Origin of the sequence: Pustulibacterium marinum (genome assembly GCF_900116665.1) — a bacterium.
GTDB classification, from domain to species: domain Bacteria; phylum Bacteroidota; class Bacteroidia; order Flavobacteriales; family Flavobacteriaceae; genus Pustulibacterium; species Pustulibacterium marinum.
Window position 1 is genome coordinate 178,983 of the sequence record NZ_FPBK01000001.1, and the last position, 17,137, is coordinate 196,119.

Annotated in this window: 15 protein-coding genes and 1 tRNA gene; 8 read left to right on the forward strand and 8 right to left on the reverse strand. The window is 35.4% G+C overall.

Annotation, left to right across the window (positions count from 1 at the left end; genetic code table 11):
• Window positions 1-16: 16 nt before the first annotated feature.
• Window positions 17-985: a tryptophan--tRNA ligase gene (gene trpS, locus BM383_RS00870; RefSeq protein ID WP_093021660.1), complete on the reverse strand. Its 969-nt coding sequence runs from the start codon at window positions 983-985 to the stop codon at window positions 17-19.
• Between the two features lie 364 nt (window positions 986-1,349).
• Here trpS and BM383_RS00875 point away from each other — a divergent pair, with 364 nt between their 5' ends.
• Both BM383_RS00875 and BM383_RS00880 read left to right on the forward strand, forming a co-directional pair.
• Window positions 1,350-2,003 carry a BclA C-terminal domain-containing protein gene (locus tag BM383_RS00875; protein ID WP_093021663.1) on the forward strand — a complete coding sequence of 218 codons (654 nt, stop codon included), beginning with the start codon at window positions 1,350-1,352 and terminating at the stop codon, window positions 2,001-2,003.
• Window positions 2,004-2,040: 37 nt separating this feature from the next.
• Window positions 2,041-2,784, forward strand: a complete 744-nt coding sequence (locus tag BM383_RS00880) for a lysophospholipid acyltransferase family protein (RefSeq protein WP_093021666.1) — start codon at window positions 2,041-2,043, stop codon at window positions 2,782-2,784.
• 72 nt (window positions 2,785-2,856) lie between these two features.
• Here BM383_RS00880 and BM383_RS00885 read toward each other — a convergent pair whose 3' ends face one another.
• The 4 genes from BM383_RS00885 to recA form a co-directional block, all read right to left on the reverse strand.
• Complete coding sequence (locus tag BM383_RS00885) at window positions 2,857-4,398, reverse strand: outer membrane beta-barrel protein (protein WP_093021669.1); 1,542 nt, start codon at window positions 4,396-4,398, stop codon at window positions 2,857-2,859.
• Window positions 4,398-4,949, reverse strand: coding sequence for an RNA polymerase sigma factor (locus BM383_RS00890; RefSeq protein WP_093021672.1), 552 nt, complete (start codon window positions 4,947-4,949; stop codon window positions 4,398-4,400). Before BM383_RS00890 ends, BM383_RS00885 begins: the two co-directional genes overlap by 1 nt.
• Before the next feature lie 9 nt (window positions 4,950-4,958).
• Window positions 4,959-5,378, reverse strand: a complete 420-nt coding sequence (locus BM383_RS00895) for a hypothetical protein (protein ID WP_143106323.1) — start codon at window positions 5,376-5,378, stop codon at window positions 4,959-4,961.
• Window positions 5,379-5,488: 110 nt separating this feature from the next.
• Complete coding sequence (recA, locus tag BM383_RS00900) at window positions 5,489-6,496, reverse strand: recombinase RecA (protein WP_093021678.1); 1,008 nt, start codon at window positions 6,494-6,496, stop codon at window positions 5,489-5,491.
• A 359-nt stretch (window positions 6,497-6,855) separates the two neighbouring features.
• On the opposite strand from recA, the gene BM383_RS00905 reads away from it, so the two are divergent.
• The 6 genes from BM383_RS00905 (at window position 6,856) to BM383_RS00930 (ending at window position 13,793) form a co-directional block, all read left to right on the forward strand.
• Window positions 6,856-8,097, forward strand: coding sequence for a peptidase U32 family protein (locus BM383_RS00905; RefSeq protein WP_093021681.1), 1,242 nt, complete (start codon window positions 6,856-6,858; stop codon window positions 8,095-8,097).
• A complete protein-coding gene (locus tag BM383_RS00910; protein WP_093021683.1) occupies window positions 8,097-8,327 on the forward strand; it encodes a ferredoxin in 231 nt (76 codons plus the stop codon). Before BM383_RS00905 ends, BM383_RS00910 begins: the two co-directional genes overlap by 1 nt.
• 47 nt (window positions 8,328-8,374) lie before the next feature.
• Complete coding sequence (trhO, locus tag BM383_RS00915; protein ID WP_093021686.1) at window positions 8,375-9,406, forward strand: oxygen-dependent tRNA uridine(34) hydroxylase TrhO; 1,032 nt, start codon at window positions 8,375-8,377, stop codon at window positions 9,404-9,406.
• Between the two features lie 118 nt (window positions 9,407-9,524).
• Window positions 9,525-10,949, forward strand: coding sequence for a PSP1 domain-containing protein (locus tag BM383_RS00920; protein WP_093021689.1), 1,425 nt, complete (start codon window positions 9,525-9,527; stop codon window positions 10,947-10,949).
• Window positions 10,930-11,436: a gliding motility lipoprotein GldH gene (locus BM383_RS00925; protein WP_093021692.1), complete on the forward strand. Its 507-nt coding sequence runs from the start codon at window positions 10,930-10,932 to the stop codon at window positions 11,434-11,436. The genes BM383_RS00920 and BM383_RS00925 overlap by 20 nt, the downstream gene beginning before the upstream one ends.
• A gap of 5 nt (window positions 11,437-11,441) precedes the next feature.
• Window positions 11,442-13,793 carry a penicillin-binding protein 1A gene (locus tag BM383_RS00930; RefSeq protein WP_093021695.1) on the forward strand — a complete coding sequence of 784 codons (2,352 nt, stop codon included), beginning with the start codon at window positions 11,442-11,444 and terminating at the stop codon, window positions 13,791-13,793.
• A 310-nt stretch (window positions 13,794-14,103) separates the two neighbouring features.
• On the opposite strand, the gene BM383_RS00935 is transcribed toward BM383_RS00930, so the two are convergent.
• The 3 genes from BM383_RS00935 to BM383_RS00940 all read right to left on the reverse strand — a co-directional run bounded on the left by BM383_RS00935 (window position 14,104) and on the right by BM383_RS00940 (window position 17,092).
• The gene (locus tag BM383_RS00935; protein ID WP_177229045.1) at window positions 14,104-16,575 is read right to left on the reverse strand and encodes a T9SS type A sorting domain-containing protein; all 2,472 of its coding nucleotides are present in this window, start codon (window positions 16,573-16,575) and stop codon (window positions 14,104-14,106) included.
• Window positions 16,576-16,732: 157 nt separating this feature from the next.
• Window positions 16,733-16,882, reverse strand: a complete 150-nt coding sequence (locus BM383_RS18765; protein WP_177229046.1) for a hypothetical protein — start codon at window positions 16,880-16,882, stop codon at window positions 16,733-16,735.
• Window positions 16,883-17,018: 136 nt separating this feature from the next.
• A tRNA-Ile gene (locus tag BM383_RS00940) sits at window positions 17,019-17,092 on the reverse strand.
• Window positions 17,093-17,137 lie beyond the last annotated feature (45 nt).

Sequence of the window (17,137 nt, forward strand, 5' to 3'; positions counted from 1 at the left end):
GTATAAGATATTGTGGTTAGTACCCTACTTTATGTCTTACTCGGTTTAGAACTTCATTAGCCACTTTTCTTGCTTTTTCAGCTCCAGTTTGTAGAATAGCATCAACTTCATCTAAGTTTTCCATATAGTAATGAAATTTTTTGCGTGGTTCTTCAAATTTTTCGAGAATCAATTCATACAAGGCTTGCTTTGCATGGCCATAACCATAATTTCCACCTTCATAGTTAGCTCTCATCTCAGCTATTTGATCTTCTGAAGCCAAAATTTTATAAATGGCAAAAACATTACACGTATCAGGATTTTTTGGTTCTTCAAGCGGAGTACTATCCGTTGCAATAGCCATTACCTGTTTGCGTAATTTTTTATCTGCTAAAAAAATATCGATAAAGTTATTGGCAGATTTACTCATTTTTCCGCCATTAGTTCCTGGAACATATTGTGTAGCTTCTCTTACGGTTCCTTCTGGTAAAACAAAAGTATCACCCATTTGATGATTGAAACGAGAGGCTACATCTCTTGTAATTTCTATATGCTGTAATTGATCTTTTCCTACCGGAACAAATTCTGCATCATATAATAGTATATCGGCTGCCATTAACATAGGGTACGTGAATAACCCGGCATTCACGTCGGCCAATCTATCTGATTTATCTTTAAAGGAATGCGCAAGTGTTAAACGCTGATACGGAAAATAACAACTCAAATACCATGTAAGTTCTGCTGTTTGAGGAACATCGCTTTGTCTGTAGAACACAACTTTTTCAATATCCAATCCAAAAGCAAGCCAAGTTGCTGCTACGCTATACGTATTTTGCCTTAATGTTTCTCCATCTTTAATTTGCGTTAAAGAGTGCATATCAGCAATAAATAAAAATGAATCGTTTTCTGGTTGTTGAGACATTTCAATAGCAGGCAAAATAGCTCCCAAAATATTACCTAAATGAGGAACTCCCGTACTTTGAATGCCAGTTAAAATCCTAGACATGGTTCTTTTCTGTTTGTAATTATAGTACAAAAAAACGGTAAAAAATTAACATTATGATGGACAATAGATAAATATTTTTTTACTATATTCACAATACAAGATTTACCCCATAAATCAAACTGCTTAAACGAGCATTGAAGGTTACTCTTAACAATCTTCCCCAGCGTTAAGAAAAGAATTAATTTTTTGATAATCCCCTATTGATAATTTTTACACACGAGCAGTTTTGCTTGTGAGAGTTTGTATTCCCCAATACGAATTTTTAGCTATACTTTTTCTTTAAGATAATTTAGAGCGAAAAGTTTTCCCCTTGTATTGTGTTTATCCCCCACAGAAGATTGTAAAACCAGATAAACTTTGCGATATGAGAAAAATTATTCTTTTAATAGGTGGCTTTTTTATAGCCTCTTTCATGAATGCCCAAGTAGGTATTAAAACAACAGATCCTCAAGCCACCCTTGATGTAAACGGTGATGCTAGAATTGTGAATACACCCGCAGGGTCGGATGCTTCGGCTAAAGACTCCATTATGGTTGTAGACGGTAGCGGATTTGTAAAAAAAGTTACAGCTGGCCAAGTGTACACCCAAATTATTGATAGTGTTAGGAATGAGATTAACTCGGGGAAATCAGTTGTGAAAGCTAAGAACAATGGAAGTTCGATAAGTATAGGACTATTATCTTGGTATAAAATTCCTTTTAATATAGAAGATTTTGATACGGGCAATGAGTTTAGCACTTCTAATTATTCTTTTACTGCTGCAAATAGCGGAATATTTAAAGTTCGTCTTCAAATTAAAGAAACTTTGAGTGTGGGTACAAATGCTGCTATTTTTAAAAATGGAAGTGTTTATGAAGAATCATCTTCTTTACTTTCTATATCTGGCTATGAGATAATTGATACGTATGTGCAACTATCAGCAGGTGATACCATGTCTTTTTATTTTTGGGTTACTTTATCTACCAGTTTAAGCTTTAACAATCCAGAAACTTATGTTACTATAGAACAAATATACTAACGTAGTATATTAAAAAAACTTTAATAAATTAGCCTTTATGAATTTCATAAAGGCTTTTCTTGTTTTAATTTGGAGAATATGGTTCTACCTATTGGTAGCAGTACCTATCATAGTACTATTCCCTATTTTGTTAATTTTTAGTTCCAAAGAAAAATGGTACCCCAAATTCTTTTGGTTAGCTCGTAATATTTGGGCAAATATCATTTTGTATGGAATGGGGGTTTTTCCAAAAATTTATAGAGAGCAAAAAATGACTTTTGGCAAAAGTTGTATGTTAGTTGGTAACCATACCAGTATGCTAGATATTATGATGATGCTTAAAGTTTCTAAAACTCCTTTTGTGTTTGTAGGTAAAAAAGAACTTTCTAAAATTCCAGTATTTGGCTTTTTCTATAAACGTGTATGTATCTTAGTAGACCGTACAGATTCTAAGAGTAGATCTGCTGTTTATAAGAGAGCTCAAGAACGTTTAGATTCTGGTTTAAGTATTTGTATTTTTCCTGAAGGCGGTGTTCCAGAGGAGGATGTTTTTCTTGATAATTTTAAAGATGGAGCTTTTAGGTTGGCGCTTCAATATCAAATACCAATAGTTCCGGTAACTTTTGCAGACAATAAACAGCGTTTTCCATATACTTTTTTCAATGGTTCTTTAGGAATTAGTAGAGCTAAGGTCCATTCAGCAATAGAAACAAAAGGACTGGAAAGCAACGATAAAGTCAAATTGAAAAATGAAACGCGCACGGTAATTTTAAATCAGTTACAGGAGTTTCATAAAAAATAAAGCCTCCAACTTTTAGAGGTTGGAGGCCTATTTTAGGTCATCATTACTTTTTGAATTAACAACCTAACCTAACTAAAACCTAAAACTAAATCCTGTATATATACCCAATGAATAGGGATTAAAACCATTGTTATTTGAGAATGTGTTTAATTGATATTTAAACATAGGCTCTAAGTTCAACAGCAAACTTTCAGAGAAATTATAGTTGATTCCCAGACCTAAATTGGTGCTAAAGTTTAAACTATTTATATTATTCGCTTCTCCTACCGAGGTAATAAGATCATTCCCCGTTTTTAATAATATTTCATTGTCACTTAGCAGAAGTGTACTAAATCCACCAACGATGTTTAAACCAAATTTTTTATCGAACAGATTATACTTTAGTTCTAAAGGAACTTCTATATAATTAATATTCTGAATTAAAGAACCTTCTTGTTTAGCTACAGAAGCATTGGACTCTATTTCTGCTACTAAAGTGTTTGTAGAACTACCAGTATTAGAAAATAAGATAGCGTCTCCAGAGTTTGAATAATTTATTGACGAAATGTCTGTGGCTGACAGTGCATTATTAGTAAAGTAAATACCATTGGTTGCGTAACCATATTGCACTTTATTGATTCCGGAACGCACTGATAGTTTTTTAGAAACCTCTAAACCTACATTTACTCCGTAGCTTAAATTTACATTACCAGATTTTGAGTTGTTACTAAACTCACTACTTATTGGAGACCCTTGTGTTAAACTGCTATAATAAACAGGTGCCATATTTGGCATTACAGACCATTTTTTTCTTGAAGCGGCTACTTCATCTTCTTCCTCTTCAGAATCATCTTGTTCCTTTAATTTCTTAAGAACGTCATCTAAAGTTTCACCTTGAGCAACGGTGTTGTCGTTGGGTAGAGAGTCAATAATGCTTTGTTGAATGGAAGGACTATTCAGCTTTATATTATTGTCATCATTTCCATCTTGGCCAGAAATATCAAAATTCTGAGCCAGTTGTGGCGTTTTTTGTGAAGATGCTTTTGGCTTGTTTTCGTCTGAATTTGTAGCGTATTGCATCTCCTTTTTCAAACCGGCATTTGGGTTAAGCTCTTTATAATATTTATTTTTTTGGATGTTGTATTTGTTGCCTGCATTTTTAGCAACGCTTATAGATTCTTTTGTGCTAGTATTAGAACTATAGGTATTCTTGTTGCTATTGGTAGCATCAACATTAGAAGAGTTTTGTATGTTTTTTTCTGAAGTTTCGCTTGCGATAACAACATTTTCATTTGTAGAACTTTTTGAAACAGAACTTTCACCTACTTCATTTTCAGATGTATTTATCTCTTTCGTATTTTCAGAGTCTACTACCCCTTGCTCAACACTTTTAACTTGATTGTTATTGTTCGAATTAAAAGGATTGAAATAAGTAACGAGTCCGGCAGCTATTAAAAGTATGGCAGCAATACCAGCACGTTTTGCCCACCAAGGAAAGAGAGGAACTACTTTTTCATCTTTTTCCTCATTGAGTTGAGCTTCTATAGAATTCCACAAACTATCATCAGGAGTGGCTTCAAAATCTTTGAATTTCTCCTGAAAGAGTCTGTCTATATTTTTTTCATCATCAATCATCACAATGATCTACTCTTTTTTTTTGCATTTTCCGTTTCAATTCGCTCTTTTAAAATAAGCCTTGCTCTCGAAAGATTTGATTTTGATGTTCCTTCTGAGATTGTTAGCATGTTGGCTATTTCTTTATGCGAGTATCCGTCTAACACATACAAATTAAAAACCAATCTATAGCGGTCTGGAAGTTGTTGAATTAAGTCTAATAAATAATCAAGAGTTACTGATTCTTCTTCAAAATCTGTAACCGTTACTTCCTCGTCTTTGATTTCTTTATTGGGAATAATGTCAAAAACACCTTGACCTCTATATTTTTGAAGGCAGGTATTCACAGTAATCCGTTTCAACCAGCCTTCAAAAGAACCTTTGTTTTTGAACTGATCAACTTTTTTAAAAATAACCAAAAAGCTATCCTGCAGATTATCTTCCGCTTCTGCTTTGTTACGAGAATACTTTAAGCAAACACTAAACAATTTTGCTCCGAAGAGTTGGTAGAGTTGGTGTTGTGCTTTTCGTTCTCCTTTTTGGCAATTCTCTATTAGTTGGTTTATGCTCAAATTTTAATTTTATTCTAGTACTTCTACTTCGTAATCAATGTAGGTATACTCACCAGTGCTTTCATCCATACCCGATAAGAACTTAAATGTATAAGTTCCTGCCATTTGCGGGTTAAAATTGAAATACGTAATGTCTGGTTCAGCTTCTTCTAGGGTTTCACAGTTTGAGGCATCATTTACAGTTACATTAATAGCAACTGTTCTTTCAAAATCTCCTGTGTAATAATACTCTATGCCATTAAAAGCATAGCAATCTGTAGGTAAATAGTAGTACAAATTTATTTGGTACGAACCATTTACAGTCATTTCTTCTGGAAATTCGGCATATGCAGTTTCCAAATACTCATAGTGGAAGTTTACTGTGTCGTCATCTAAAGAACATGAAAAAAGGGCCATGGACATCACCAATAAAACAATCAACTTTTTCATAAATTACCTCTCATTTTTATAGTTATACTTTGTAGATAGTAAATAGAGTGAAAGGTTGCGTAGAAGACAAAAAAAATCCCGAAAAATTTTTTTCGGGATTTTTTGAATTGTTAAGAATTCACAGTTTGTAGTGCTTCTTTTATTTTTTCTTCGAGTTCTTCGAGTAATTCAGGATTGTCTAGTAACAATGCTTTAACAGCATCTCTACCTTGTCCTAATTTGCTATCGCCGTAGCTAAACCACGAACCACTTTTCTTAATGATTTCGTACTCTACGCCAATATCAAGAATTTCACCAACTTTAGAAATTCCTTGTCCGTACATAATATCAAACTCAGCAGATCTAAATGGTGGAGCTACTTTGTTTTTCACCACCTTTACACGAGTTTTATTACCGGCAACATCTCCGTCAGAACTTTTAATTTGTGTAGATCTTCTAATATCTAAACGTACCGAAGCATAGAATTTCAATGCGTTACCACCTGTTGTAGTTTCAGGGTTACCGAACATAACTCCAATTTTTTCACGCAATTGGTTAATGAACATTACGGTACAATTGGTTTTGTTAATAGTTCCGGTAAGTTTACGAAGTGCTTGTGACATTAAACGAGCGTGTAATCCCATTTTAGAATCTCCCATTTCTCCTTCAATCTCACTTTTTGGAGTCAAAGCAGCAACAGAATCCACTACAACTAAGTCAATAGCTCCAGATCTAATTAAATTATCTGCAATTTCCAATGCTTGCTCTCCGTGGTCTGGTTGCGAAATAATTAAGTTGTCAATATCAACTCCTAATTTTTCAGCATAGAAACGGTCAAAAGCATGTTCTGCATCAATAAAAGCAGCAATACCTCCATTTTTCTGAGCTTCTGCAATGGCATGCAATGTTAAGGTGGTTTTACCTGAAGATTCAGGTCCAAAAATTTCAATAATTCTACCCTTAGGATATCCACCAACTCCTAAGGCAATATCAAGACCAATAGAACCGGAAGAAATTACATCTACCTTCTCCACAGCACTATCGCCCATCTTCATTACGGTACCTTTACCGTAGGTTTTATCTAATTTGTCTAGCGTAAGCTTCAGCGCTTTTAACTTTGCTTCTTTTTCTGAACTCATTTAATTTCTTCCTTACTTATAGTTATATGATACTGCTAAAATAATATTTCTTTCATCAGGAAGCAATCTCGCACGCAACCTTTTTCGTATATATTCATCTAAAGAGAAGAAAGGAGATGTGGTATGAGGTTTATTAAAAAAAAGGTTGTTACAAAAAATACCCTGTTTGCCATTTGTATATGTATAAGTGGCAGACTAGATGATGGTTAGCGAAATTCGTTTTTATTCGGCATGCAGTATTGCATGATTTATTTAAAAAATGAGTATAAACGAATTAGCTACTTAAAGCGCTTTGATTTTGTCAAAGCGCTTTTTGTTTAAAAATGTATCTTTGCAGCCTGAAAAATGCATTGATAGATATGACACCTACAGGAAAAATTGAATTAATGGCGCCGGCTGGTAATTTTGAAAGCTTACAAGCGGCCTTGGAGAATGGAGCAGATTCTGTATATTTTGGGGTAGAGCAACTAAACATGCGCGCCCGTGCAAGCATTAATTTTACAATTGATGATCTTGCAGAAATAAGCCGTCGTTGTCAAGAAAAAAACGTGAGAACTTATCTTACGTTGAATACCATTATTTACGATCACGATCTTTCTATCATCAAAACCTTGCTAGATGCTGCAAAAGCAGCAGCTATTACTGCGGTTATTGTTATGGATCAAGCGGTGATTGCTTACGCAAGACAAATTGGGATGGAAATTCATATTTCAACCCAAATCAATATCACCAATATAGAAACCGTAAAATTCTACGCGATGTTTGCCGATACCATGGTAATGAGTCGTGAATTGAGTTTACGCCAGGTAAAGAAAATTTGTGATCAGATTGAAAAAGAACAAATCAAAGGACCCAATGGCGAATTGGTAGAGATTGAAATTTTTGGTCATGGCGCTTTGTGTATGGCGGTTTCTGGTAAATGTTATTTGAGTTTACATTCGCACAATTCTTCTGCAAACCGTGGCGCTTGCAAACAAAACTGTAGAAAAAAATATACGGTAATCGATCAGGAAAGTGGTTTTGAGATTGAATTGGATAACGAATATATGATGTCTCCAAAAGACTTGTGTACGTTAGACTTTCTAGATCAAGTAATTGATGCCGGAGCCAAAGTTTTGAAAATTGAAGGTAGAGGTAGAGCTCCGGAATATGTAGCAACAGTGATCAAAACCTATCGTGAAGCAATTGATGCGTATTACGAAGGAACGTATTCTAAAGAAAAAGTAGCCGATTGGATGGGCGAACTTGAAAAAGTGTACAACCGTGGTTTTTGGAGTGGTTACTATCTAGGCCAAAAATTAGGAGAATGGAGCGATGGTCCAGGATCGCAAGCTACTCAGAAGAAATTGTACATTGGTAAAGGAATGCACTATTTTCCGAAAGCAAATATTGCCGAATTTAAAATTGAAGCCTACGATTTAAAAATTGGCGATAAAATTTTAATCACTGGCCCAACAACCGGAGTAAAAGAGTTAGAGCTTACACAAATGATGGTGAACGATGAAAAATTGGATACTGCCAAAAAAGGCGATAGCTGTACGATTCCGTTAGATTTTAGAATCAGACTTTCCGATAAATTATACAAAATAGTGCAACAATAATGGTTGTAGTTACCTTACAGCGCGAAAAATGCATTGGTTGCAACTATTGTGTAGAAATGGCGCCCGCACAGTTTCAAATGTCTAAAAAAGACGGAAAAAGTGTGTTGCTGCATTCTACCGAAAAAAAGAGATTTCACACCATCAAATCTTTTGATGAATCCATTTTCGAAGAATGTGTGCAAGCACAAAAAGCTTGCCCGGTAAAAATCATTTCCACAAAAAAAGTGTAGCTTTGCACTTGAAAATTAAATCTTTAACCTTAAATAATTAGTATAGCATGCAACTGTACAATACTTTAAGTGCTAAAGAAAGAGCAGAATTAATAGAGGCCGCTGGCAAAGAGCGGTTAACCATCTCTTTCTATCAGTACGCCAAAATTGAAAATCCACAACAATTCCGTGACGATTTGTTTGTGGTGTGGGATTCCTTAGATGTTTTAGGTAGAATTTACGTTGCTACAGAAGGCATCAACGCTCAACTTTCGGTGCCTGCCGATAATTTCAACGAGTTCAAAACACATTTAGATACCATTTCATTTTTAAAAGATGTTCGTTTGAACGTTGCCATTGAGCAAGACAACTTTTCGTTTTTAAAGCTAAAAGTGAAAGTTCGTGATAAAATTGTTGCTGATGGATTGAATGACGATACATTTGATGTAACTAACAAAGGCGTGCATTTAGATGCCGTTAAATTCAACGAAATTCTAGAAGACCCAGATACGGTTTTGGTAGATATGCGTAACCATTATGAAAGTGAAATTGGTCATTTCAAAGGAGCTGTTACTCCTGATGTGGATACGTTTCGTGATTCGTTAGATTTGATAGAAGAAGATCTTCGCGAGCATAAAGAAGACAAAAAACTAGTGATGTATTGTACGGGTGGAATCCGTTGCGAAAAAGCTTCTGCCTATTACAAGCACAAAGGTTTTCAGCAAGTGTATCAGTTAGAAGGCGGAATCATTAATTACTTCCGTCAGGTAGACGAGCAAGGTTTAGAAAATAAATTTATTGGTAAAAACTTTGTGTTTGATCAGCGTAGAGCCGAGAAAATTTCAGAAGATGTAATAGCGCATTGTCACCAATGTGGAAAACCGTGCGATACCCACGTAAACTGCGCTAACGAAGGTTGCCATTTGTTGTTTATTCAGTGCGAAGAATGTGCCGAAAAAATGAATCATTGTTGCTCAGACGAGTGCAAAGAGATTGTTGCGTTACCTTACGAAGAGCAAAAGAAATTGCGCAAAGGAAAAGACAATAGCAACAAGATTTTTAAGAAAGGGCGTTCAGAAGTATTGAAGTTCAAAAAATAATTGGTAGCTTTTTTGCGTTCCTATAGTTGTGAAGAATAAATAGTATCTTTACAGCTTACAAAAGATTTATGAACCTTATTCGGGAAGCATTGTCTTTACCGAAATAATATATACAAATATGGCTTGTTCCAATTGTTCAAGTGGAAAAGACGGTCAGCCAAAAGGATGTAAAAACAATGGTACTTGTGGTACCGATGGCTGTAATAAGCTGACTGTTTTTGACTGGCTTTCAAATATGTCACTTCCAAGCGGTCAAACAGTGTTTGACTGTGTAGAAGTTCGTTTTAAAAATAGTAGAAAAGAATTTTTTAGAAATACCGGAAATGTAACCTTAAGTATTGGAGATGTTGTAGCTACAGAGTCTTCTCCAGGGCACGATATTGGAATTGTAACTTTAACTGGCGAGCTAGTAAAGGTGCAAATGAAAAAGAAAAAGGTTTCATGGGAAGATGAAAATCTTCCGAAGATTTATCGTAAAGCATCACAAAAGGATATTGAAATTTGGCAAACAGCAAGAACTCGCGAAGCGGATGTACAGAAGCGTTCTAGAGAGTTAGCAATTGCACTGAATTTACAAATGAAAATTTCTGATGTTGAATTTCAGGGAGATGGTTCTAAAGCTACTTTTTACTATACAGCAGAAGACAGAGTAGATTTTCGCCAGTTGATTAAAGACATGGCGCGTGCATTTAGCATTCGTATCGAAATGCGTCAGATTGGTTTTCGTCAAGAAGCTGCTCGTTTAGGCGGTATTGGTTCTTGTGGTAGAGAATTGTGTTGTTCCACTTGGTTAACCGATTTTAGATCGGTAAATACAGCGGCAGCACGTTATCAGCAGCTTTCGTTAAATCCTCAGAAATTAGCAGGACAATGCGGAAAATTGAAGTGCTGTTTAAATTATGAGTTAGACACCTATTTAGATGCACTGAATAATTTTCCAAAAGCAGATGTGAAGTTATTTACTGAAAAGGGGAGAGCCGCTTGTCAAAAAATAGATATTTTCAAAGGATTGATGTGGTTTGCCTATGAGGAAGCTAGTATGCATTGGCATAAACTTACTGTAGAGCAAGTTAACGAGATTATTGAACAAAACACCAATAAAAGGCGAGTAGCGAGTTTGGAAGAATATGCTTCTGAATTGATGGAAGAAGTTGCTACAAAAATTGATTTTGAAAATGTAGTTGGGCAAGATAGTTTAACACGTTTTGATCAACCTAAAAAGAAGAAAAAACGCAAACCTAGAAACAGCAACCAAAATAACCGCAATAAGAATCAAAATAGCGGTGGTCAAGGTGCGCCATCAAAAGGTCCAAAGAATCAAAATCAACCAAAAAAGAATAGTAATAATTCCAACGCTGGTAAAGGTTCTTCAAACAATCAAAACAAACCTAAGAAGCAAACACCTTCTGCAGAAAACAAAGGAAATAACCATACACCAAAAAATAATTCGGGAGGCAATGCACCGAAGAAAAAAAGACGCAATAACAATAATAGAAACTCTAAGAACAACAACAATAACAAGAATGCTAAGAAACCAGATTAAATTTTTGTTGTTTTCATGTTTGTTGGGCGTAGTCGTATCTTGTGACAATGCTACTATTTATAGTGAAACAAAAGCTATAGAAGGTACTTGGAATAGAAATGATACCATTCAATTTCATGTGCAGAGTCCAGATACTATAAACCCGTATAATATTTTTATCAATCTTCGAAATAATGAAGATTATGCCTATAGCAACCTGTATATGATTGTTGAAATGGAATATCCTGATGGGAATGTAGTTTCAGATACATTGCAGTACGAAATGGCAAAACCAAATGGAGAGTTTTTAGGAGAAGGATTTACAGGTTTAAAAGAAAATAAACTTTGGTATAAAGGAATGAACGATGGTTTTGTTTTTCCTAAATCCGGAGATTATACAATTGATATTTTACAAGCAATGCGAAAAAATGGTTCTGTAAAAGGAATCATTGCGCTTGACGGAGTTACAGATGTTGGTATTTCAATAGAAAAAATTGCAAAAGAATAAATTAAATGGCGAAAAAAGCTGCTACAAACAAGACCAATACAAAGAAAACCAGTTTTAAAAAGTACATCATTGGTTTTTGGGTGCTATACTTTTTGGGAGCATTAAGCGTATTGTTCATATTTCTATTTGCCTCTTGGGGTGTTTTTGGGCCAATGCCTGATTTTAGACAATTGGAAAATCCCGAAACTAATTTAGCTTCAGAAATTATCTCTTCAGACGGGGAAACGTTGGGTAAATTTTACTTAAGCGATAACCGTACACCGGTAAAATTTAAAGACCTTCCATTAAGCATAGAGCAAGCACTTGTTGCTACAGAAGATATCCGATTTTATGAGCATTCTGGGATTGATGCTCGCGGTACGTTAAGAGCTGTTACCTATTTAGGTAAACGTGGAGGTGCATCTACAATTACACAGCAGTTAGCAAAGTTATTATTTACAGAAACTGCTTCCACAAATCGTATTAAAAGAGTACTTCAGAAAGCAAAAGAATGGGTAATTGCTATCCGTTTGGAAAGACAATATACCAAACAGGAAATCATGGCCATGTATCTTAATATGTATGATTTCAATTACAATGCTGATGGAATAAGAACTGCTGCAAGAACCTATTTTGGAGTAGAGCCTAGAGATTTAAAAATAGAGCAAAGCGCCATGTTGGTGGGTATGTTAAAGAATTCATCTTACTACAACCCATTTAGAAGAGAAAAATTGACATTAGATAGAAGGAATACAGTGTTGTTTCAGATGTTTAATTATGATTATATTTCCAAGCAGGAAAAAGATTCTTTACAAAAATTACCGCTAGAAACAGATTACCATTCAGAATCTCATAACGCTGGTATTGCCACTTATTTTAGAGAATATATTCGTTCTTACATGAAAGATTGGATAAATGAAAATCCAAAAGAAGATGGCGAAAAATACAATTTGTATTTAGATGGTTTGAAAATCTATGCTACGATAGATTCACGTATGCAAGAGTTTGCAGAGAAGGCCGTGAATGATCATATGAAAGATCTTCAAAAGGAATATTTTGTTCAAAATACTCCGAAAAGAAATAGCACTACTCCGTTTGTAAATCTATCGAAAGCTGAGGTAAATGGATTGCTGAAAAGAGCAATGAAGCAATCAGAAAGATGGCGTCATATGAAGTACGATCTTGGTAAACCCGATGATGAAATAGAAGCGTCTTTTAAAGAAAAAGTACCTATGCAGGTGTTCTCTTGGGAAGGCGAAATAGATACAGTAATGACTCCAATGGATTCCATTAGGTATTACAAATCATTTCTACGATCTGGTATGATGTCCATGGAGCCACAAACCGGCCATGTAAAGGCTTGGGTAGGGGGTATCAACTATAAGCATTTTAAGTTTGATATGGTAAAACAAGGGAAGCGTCAAGTTGGTTCTACGTTTAAGCCATTTGTATACGCTACAGCAGTGGATCAATTACACTTAGCGCCTTGCTATGAAGTACCTGATGTAACGCATTGTATAGATGCTAATAAGTACAACAACCCAAAGCCTTGGTGTCCTAGAAATTCTGGTGGAGAAACTACTGGAGAAATGATGGCCTTAAAAGATGCTTTGGCAAACTCGGTAAACACAGTAACGGCAACTTTGATAGATAGAATTGGTCCTGCTCCTGTTATTGACTTGGTACACAAATTAGGTATTGATTCTGAAATTCCAGAAGTTCCATCAATTGCTTTAGGAACACCCGATGTTTCTGTTTATGAAATGGTTGGAGCCTACGGTACTTTTGCAAATCAGGGAGTTTATGTAAAACCTGTACTTGTAACTCGTATTGAAGATAAAAACGGTACTGTTTTATTTGAATACAAACCAGAATCTCGTGATGTTTTGAGTTCTGAGGTAGCATATACCATGGTAGAGATGATGAAAGGGGTAACAGAGTCTGGTTCTGGTGTTCGTTTAAGAACTACGGGTGCAGATAAATGGAACAAAGTTTACCAAGAGATCATCACTGGATACCCATGGGATTTCAAGAATCCTATTGCTGGTAAAACAGGGACCACTCAAAACAATAGTGATGGATGGTTTATGGGAATTGTTCCAAACTTGGTTACCGGCGTTTGGGTTGGTGGTGAAGATAGATCAGTTCACTTTAGAAGTATCGCTTATGGTCAAGGAGCTTCAATGGCATTACCAATTTGGGCAAATTACATGCGCGATTGTTACAGCTTAGAAGAACTAGAAATTTCAGATCAAGATTTTACTCCTCCGGAAGAAATGACAATCGATTTGAATTGTGGAAAACGAATAGTAGAAGAAGGAGAACAACCTATCGAGAAACCAGATACAGATGATGGTGGGTTTACTTCTGATTTTTAAAGATAAAAACACTTGATATATAAAAGGTTAGTCGGTATGGCTAACCTTTTTTACGTTTAAGAAACAACCTAAGAGCACTTATAGTTCGGGAACTATGTGGTGTATTCTATCCAATTTGTTTCTCCATGTTTTCACACGCCTCCTATTTCTTATGGTTGGTTAACTATTTAAAAATGTATTAGTTTCACTTGCTCGGAAATGGATTAATAAGTCGTTTTTATGTCAACTTATTTCAGGACGGGACATAAAATCAAAAAAGCCAGCGATTATATTGCTGGCTTTTTTTTGATTTTGTGTATTGAAATTAGAACTATTCTTTGATTACTCTTTTAGTAATACTAGTTCCATTAGCTTCTGTAATTGTAAGCATATAAACTCCTGTAGCCTGATTTCTAATGTCTATTTCAGTAGTGGTAACACCATCGGTTACTGCAATATTTCTAATAATTCTTCCTTGAAGATCTATTACTTGAATATTTTTGATTTGTCTGTTAACATCAGCATTCACATAAAATAAACCAGAAGAAGGGTTAGGATAAATATTGATATAATTAGCTTCTGGCGTTTCTTGAGTACCCATAGTTTCCAATGGAGAACTACCAAAAGATATCAAGTAAGAAGAAACAACTAAATGTGGATTGAAGGTATCACTACAATCTGTACAAGTTACTCCAGAAATACAATCAGGGTTGTTTGGATGACAATAGTCTGTATAACTTTGATCAAATATATACTTAAGATCAACTCCATTTTCAGAAATATAGGAAGTCATATCATAATCAAAAAACTGAGCTATACTTCCAGGACACCAACCAGCTCTGTTGTATTCCCATGTTCCAGATTGCGGACTACATCCATCTGGGTTAGGACTACATGTATTCCAGTTGTACTGAGAGAATGTTTGTGCATCGTTTACCCAAATGTGGTGAGTGTTCGCCTGGAACTCGGCAGCATTTCCTGTATTGTTTTCACCCCAACCGTGACCAGAAGAAACTAATTTTATTTTAGCTTCATTCGTGTTTTCAGGATATTCAAGGTTAAACTCTTCTGTTGGTTGTAAGTCAGCCGGATCACCAAATTGATAGGTTTGATACCATAATTTTTGAATGTTTCCGTAAGGATTAGCATCTACTCCTGCAGAGTATGCAAGCTCTAGGGTGTATAAGAAACCATTTCCTTGAGTAGAAAGGTTGATTCTAAACTTTGTTTTTCCTTTCAGAATAGATTTAAAATCTGTTAAGTTGATGGAACTTGTACAGCTCACTCCATAAGGAGTTAGGTATCTAATAATTTCATACCATTCTCCATCTTTACCTTGCGCTTCTATAGAAGAAACTCTATCCCAAGGATCACAACCTCCGTCAGGACAGTCAATATATAATGTTCCTAATATTTCATCGTAAGAATCTACATAACTAGGAAGATCAGATTCTACGGTTAACGTTGGATAATCTGCGCTCACCCAAACATCTGTAGTAGCGTTTACGGTTTCGTCACTCGCACTTGAAGATAAATTGAATGAGAACGATGTTGTATTGGTAGCACTATAATTGTTATCTGCGTTTACTTCAAGATTGTGGTTTCCAAAAGAAGAAGGAGTCCACCAGCCAGTGTAATATCCATTTCCATGATTTGTTAATGTAACATCTTCGTTATCTATTGTAGCAGTAACAGTACTTACAGAAAATAGTTCTGGGTATTCAATCTCAGCTCTAATAGCAACTTTCATAGGAATTAAAGAAGAAGCATATACATTTCCTGCAAGTGGGTGTAGAACATCTGTAGTTACTAGTATTCCATTTGGATCAAGCACCTCAAAAGAAGTATAAACATCTGTAGCTGGTTCATAGGTTTCATTTCCGCCTTGGCTTGCTTTTAAAGTAACTTCACCTGCGGTTCCATCTAGCGTTACAGTATTGCCATCAACGGTAGCTGGCCCGGAAACAACTTCGTAAGTTACATCAAGTCCAGAAGTAGATGTAGCAGCTATTGTAAAAGGTTCATCTGTAGTTAATTTATCGCTAATATCGTTGAATGTGATTACTTGAAAATTATCGTCTAAAGTACCATTGAAGTTTGAAGTTTCTCCTGTTAAAGCGAAGTTGTATAAAGTAGAATTTTTGCTTGTTTCGCCACTTTGCGCTAAAACTTGAGTGATTGAAGTGTTATCTCCTCCAGGAGTTCCTTGGTTAAATTTGTAATAAACCACAAGATCCTCTTCATCACCATCCAGTTCGTTATCCATCATATCCTGAATCTCAGTTTGGCTAAGTGCTTTGTTCCATAAAGAAACTTCATCGGCTCTACCTTTATAGATAAAGTTATAACCGGATAGCAAAGATTTTCCAACAGTAAAAGGTCTGTCATCTGAAGCAAAATACCCACTACCTGGTGCAAAACTTGAACCGATTAATTCGCCATCAATATAAAGTCTTACTGTGAAACCAGCATACACCCATGCAATATGTTGCCATTGCCCAGCAACGATGGTTCCTTCTGGAGCAGTAACTTCATATAATGTGTTGCTAGAAGTTACTAGTCTACACTCTAATGCGCCGTTACTTAGTTGTAAGACATACATTTGTCCATTACCTGTTCCTCCACCTCGGATACTCATCATTCCTTGGCCATAAATAAGTTCGTCTGTATAGAACCATCCAGCCATGGTTATGGAGCTTGATCCATATAAATAAGAAGAGGCGTTGTCAAATTGTGTGTAATCATCGGTACCATCAAAGTGTAGGTATTGATTTGATTGTGCCGACGATATTGATGTTGACATAAGTATCAGAAAGAGCATTATCTGAATACTTTGGTAAAAATTTTTCATGTAATGTGAATGTTGGTTAATTTATTGCAAAGTTATTGTGAGAATTACTATTAGGCAATAAACTTTCACAATAAGTTAGTTACAAAGTATAAAATGTGTAGGTTATTTGTTAATTTTCAATATTTAATTCTGTGAGTTTATCACTAGATTTTAGAAAATCATATGCTCTCCATAGTAGTTGATCTTGCACTTTATATTTCCAAACAACTTCTTTTTCTGGAGAAACTTCCCAAAACCCGTAATCACCTTCACAGATCAAAGTGTTTCCATTATGTAGTCTTACTGCGCCAGAAATTCTTCCATAGAATACTGTGGTGGGTTTTCATAGCAGTTAATTGGTTTAAATAAAAAAGCCTTGAAAAAAAATATTTTCAAGGCTTAGCAATGCGTAAAAGTGGTCCCACATGGGCTCGAACCATGGACCCCCTGATTATGAGTCAGGTGCTCTAACCAGCTGAGCTATAGGACCTGCATTTTGCGGATGCAATATTACTATTAATTTAAGAATACACCA